We start from the raw sequence: 3675 nt of genomic DNA, 5'->3' as shown, positions 1-3675 counted from the left end.
CATCTTATCCGGCAGGATGTGTCAGTCTTTTTGAGGGTTGGTATAAGCCTGCGCCGACAACGCGATCAGAGGCCGCTCCGCCACAGGTGGAGCGGCCTTTTTATTTTGCGCACCTCACCGGCGTGACAAAGCATTAACCTTCTGTTAGCTTCAAAACGCTGTTCAGGGGCCAGAGAGAACGACGGCGCCTATGGCTGGGGAGTGCCGACAAAATGTCAAAACCTGACAAATCCGCATTAGCGCGTATTGTCCTGATCGCCGCCACCGGCGCTGTTGTCCTGGGTGGCGGGGTCGCCTTCCTGTCGGCCAGCGCCCAGGAAAAAGCGATCGAGGACACACCCGACCAACCCTTGGCCTATCAGGCCTACAAGGCCGACACGGTCCAGGGCGCGGACGCTGCTGTAGCGGCGCCAACCACGGCCCAGCCGCTCAATCGCGCCATTTTTGCGCAATCTTCGTCGTCCCAGGCTTCGTCGTCCCAGGCTACTATCGCCCGCGCCCCCTTCCGCGGTGACATCGTCGCCGGCAAGTCCGTCCTGCTGCGAAAGCCCATGGCGCCGGCCAAGGTCGACTGGTCGGCCGCCATGAAGCAGAACGAGCGCATGGAGACGCAACAAAAGACCGCCCGGACGGCGCGCCCCAGTCTGAAGGCCCGCCTGTCGCGTCCGGATCTCGACAAGACCCGCCTCCCTGTCATCCTGCCGCGCGAAGGCGGCGTGGTCGATACCGCCAAGGCCAAGATGGTCAGCTTTGGCGACGCCTACGCCATCAACATGCCCCAGCCCGACAGGAACGGTGTGCAGGTGACCGTCTATGGCAACCGCACCTTTGTGGCCAGCGACAGCGGCACGGTCTCCAAACGTCCCTTCGCCCGCCTGGCCGGGGTCGCGGAGGATGTCCGCATCGGTCAGATGGAGGACGGCTGGACCGCCACCTTCACCCGATACGGCGTCGTCTACTCGATTGACGTCTCCTGCGACAGCATCAACACCCCCGACTGCAAGACCGACGACTATATCCGCAACGTAATCGCCCAGATGGACGACGTCACCATGGGCAGCGAGGCCCAAAAGGAAGCCGGCGTCCAGATCAAGGAAGACAGCAACTGGCTGAACCAGGTCTCCAAGACCATCAGCAACATCACCAAGGGGAACTGACGATGAAACGCTCAGCTTCTCTGATTCTTGTTGCGTCTCTGATCGCCCTGACGGCGTGTGAACCGACCGGTAGCGGCTCGACCTCATCCAGCAGCAGCGCCACTTCGTCGGCCTCCGAATCCGCCAGCGCATCGGAATCGTCGTCGTCATCGGAATCGTCGGTGGCCATGGTCGATTTCCCCCACGATGCCGCCGGCGATCTGATCGCCGGTTCCGGCGCGGGCTATACCGATGTGTCGAACTGGGCGCCGGGTATGTGCTTCCCGATCAACGGCCTCGCCTATGCCAACAGCCAGGTCTACAAGGCCGGTGGCTCCAACGGCCCGTCAGGTGGGCAGTGCGCCACCGCCAACTATTCCTATCCATGGCAGGACAATTTCTGCGAGACGCGGTCGTGGAACAACGTCGTTTGCAGCACCGGCCAGGGTCACCAGGGTCAGGATATCCGCCCGGCCACCTGCGCCTCGAACCTGCATTGGGCGGTCGCCACCGAAGACGGCGTCATCACCCAGGTCGGCACCTACACGGTCGCCCTGACCGGCAATTCCAGCCCGCACCGCATCTACCGCTACCTGCATCTCCAGTCGTCGTCGCTGCGCGTCGCCATGGGCGATAACGTTGTGCGCGGCCAAAAGATCGGCCTGGTGTCGAACAATATGGGCGACACTCCGACGACCATCCACCTGCACTTCGAAATCCGCGTCGCCCAGGCCGAGACCATGGCCGACGGCACACTGCTGGCCGCCAACAGCTTTGTCCCGCCCTATACGGCGCTGGTCGATGCCTATCAGCGCAAGCTGGCCGGCCCGGACTGCCCGGTGGTAGAATAGTTGCTTAAAGCGCGGCCATGGTGTTAGCCTCCGGGCAAGGGGGACCCGTCATGGCCGCGAAAGCACCGTTCAAATTCTGGTCGTTTTTCTTTTCAACGCGCGGGCGGGTATCGCGCGTGCCGTTTGCTATATTTCAAGTACCAGTGCTGGTGATACTGTTCGCTGTGCCGTGGATGGTCATCCCTCATCTGCTACAGCAACGCGGCGTTACGGATAAGTCCTGGATGGTTGTCAGTGCCATCAACGGCGTGGCCTCTGTACTTTTAATGTGGCCTCGCTTTTCGGTCACGGTAAAACGCCTGCACGATGTCGGATGGCCATGGTGGCCGGCTGTGCCGATTTTGCTCCCACTCCTTAACAGCCTTGCCGCAGGGGTAGCAAACTACCTGGACGCATCGAGCGATTTTCAAACCATGTATGGCCGCTGGGCAGGATTCTACTGGATCGGAAATGGCCTGGCGCTTTACGCCGTCGGACTCGTTTTCGCCTTGGCGCTTCTGCCCGGAGACCGGGACGGCAACCGTTATGGTCAGGCTCCTAGCGAGATTGCCAAAGGCGCATCGGACATTTTCTGATGGGTTCGTCGTCGAAAATCCTGCTTTTTCTTTTTTCACCCGCTGGACGGGTGCGACGCCTATGGTTCGCGGTGACGTTCATGCTAGGCGTGGCGTTTATTTTCGTCGTCCAGACGGTAGTAGCGGGAATTTCCAATGTGGACGCGATGCTGGAGATCGTACGGAATGCTCTCCCCCTCGCCGCGGGCTATGTCCTTGGCGTGGCGAGTGCGCGCCGCTTGCATGATGCGGGTTGGTCTGGATGGTTGGTTGCCCCGGCAGCTATACCCTTGCTGTACACCATCGCCGGTTCATTGTTCGGACAGCCCGTTCAGGACCTGAACCACATCGTCCCGGTCTTCGTAATAGGCAACTGGATCAGCGGCTTGTGGCTACTTCTCTGTATCGCTTTATGTTTCGTTCCCGGCAATAAAGGGGCCAATCGCTACGGTCCCGATCCACGGCGGCCAGAGAGCGCCGCGGATCAGTTCTGAGACCTACTTCTTCTTATCGGCGACCAGGCGAATGGCCATGCCGCCGCCGGGCGCCAGACGGATCTTCAGCGTCTCCCCCGCTGTCACCGGCTTGTTTTCGATGACGATGTCGAAGCGCGCATCGCCTTCCATGCCGGCATTGGGACCATCACGATAGATCTGCGCCGTATAGCTGCGGCCGGCCTCCAGAAAGCCCAAGGGCACCTCGACATCGCGCGCCTGATCGTCGGTCACCGCGCCGACATACCAGTTGTCGGACGCCTTGTCCTTGCGGGCGATCGTGGCAAAGTCGCCGATCTCGCCGTTCAGCATCACCGACTGCTCCCAGTCGACCGGCACGTCCTTGATGAACTGGAACGGCTTGGGGTATTTGGCGTAGTTCTCCGGCAAATCCGCCGCCATCTGGATCGGCGAGTATAGGACGACATACAGTGCCAGTTGCTTGGCCTGGGTCGAGGGAATTGGCTTGCCCTGCCCCTGCAGGCTCAGGATACCCGGCGTGAAGTCCATCGGCCCCGACAGCATCCGCGTGAAGACCAGGTTGGCCTCGTGTTCCGGCGGGTTCTGCGGATCACCCCAGGCATTGTATTCCATGCCGCGCTGGCCTTCGCGCGACACCCAGTTGGGTAGGTCCGGCGCA

General features: G+C 61.3%; 5 protein-coding genes. 4 read left to right on the top strand and 1 reads right to left on the bottom strand.

Annotated features, from left to right (window positions below):
* The first annotated feature begins 212 nt into the window (after positions 1-212).
* The 4 genes from ABI_RS16055 to ABI_RS16040 are packed head-to-tail and all read left to right on the top strand — an operon-like array spanning position 213 to position 3035.
* Positions 213-1157: a hypothetical protein gene (locus tag ABI_RS16055; RefSeq protein ID WP_006274095.1), complete on the top strand. Its 945-nt coding sequence runs from the start codon at positions 213-215 to the stop codon at positions 1155-1157.
* A gap of 2 nt (positions 1158-1159) precedes the next feature.
* Positions 1160-1987 (top strand): M23 family metallopeptidase, encoded by an 828-nt coding sequence (locus ABI_RS16050; protein ID WP_040309511.1) that lies wholly within the window; start codon positions 1160-1162, stop codon positions 1985-1987.
* 50 nt (positions 1988-2037) lie between these two features.
* Positions 2038-2562 carry a DUF805 domain-containing protein gene (locus tag ABI_RS16045; protein WP_040309510.1) on the top strand — a complete coding sequence of 175 codons (525 nt, stop codon included), beginning with the start codon at positions 2038-2040 and terminating at the stop codon, positions 2560-2562.
* Entirely contained in the window at positions 2562-3035 is a 474-nt protein-coding gene (locus ABI_RS16040) for a DUF805 domain-containing protein (protein WP_040309509.1), read from the top strand. The genes ABI_RS16045 and ABI_RS16040 overlap by 1 nt, the downstream gene beginning before the upstream one ends.
* Positions 3036-3038: 3 nt before the next feature.
* Here the strand turns inward: ABI_RS16040 and ABI_RS26285 are convergent.
* On the bottom strand, positions 3039-3675 hold a 637-nt coding region (locus ABI_RS26285), incomplete at its 5' end, for a glycoside hydrolase family 97 C-terminal domain-containing protein (protein WP_245531375.1).

Source organism: Asticcacaulis biprosthecium C19, assembly GCF_000204015.1.
Taxonomy (GTDB): domain Bacteria; phylum Pseudomonadota; class Alphaproteobacteria; order Caulobacterales; family Caulobacteraceae; genus Asticcacaulis; species Asticcacaulis biprosthecius.
This window is presented reverse-complemented; position numbering and strand designations above follow the sequence as displayed.

Coding starts and splice junctions, on each gene's coding strand:
- ABI_RS16040 (WP_040309509.1), top strand. CDS start 2,562: ATGGGTTCGTCGTCGAAAATCCTGCTTTTTCTTTTTTCACCCGCTGGA.
- ABI_RS16045 (WP_040309510.1), top strand. CDS start 2,038: ATGGCCGCGAAAGCACCGTTCAAATTCTGGTCGTTTTTCTTTTCAACG.
- ABI_RS16055 (WP_006274095.1), top strand. CDS start 213: ATGTCAAAACCTGACAAATCCGCATTAGCGCGTATTGTCCTGATCGCC.
- ABI_RS16050 (WP_040309511.1), top strand. CDS start 1,160: ATGAAACGCTCAGCTTCTCTGATTCTTGTTGCGTCTCTGATCGCCCTG.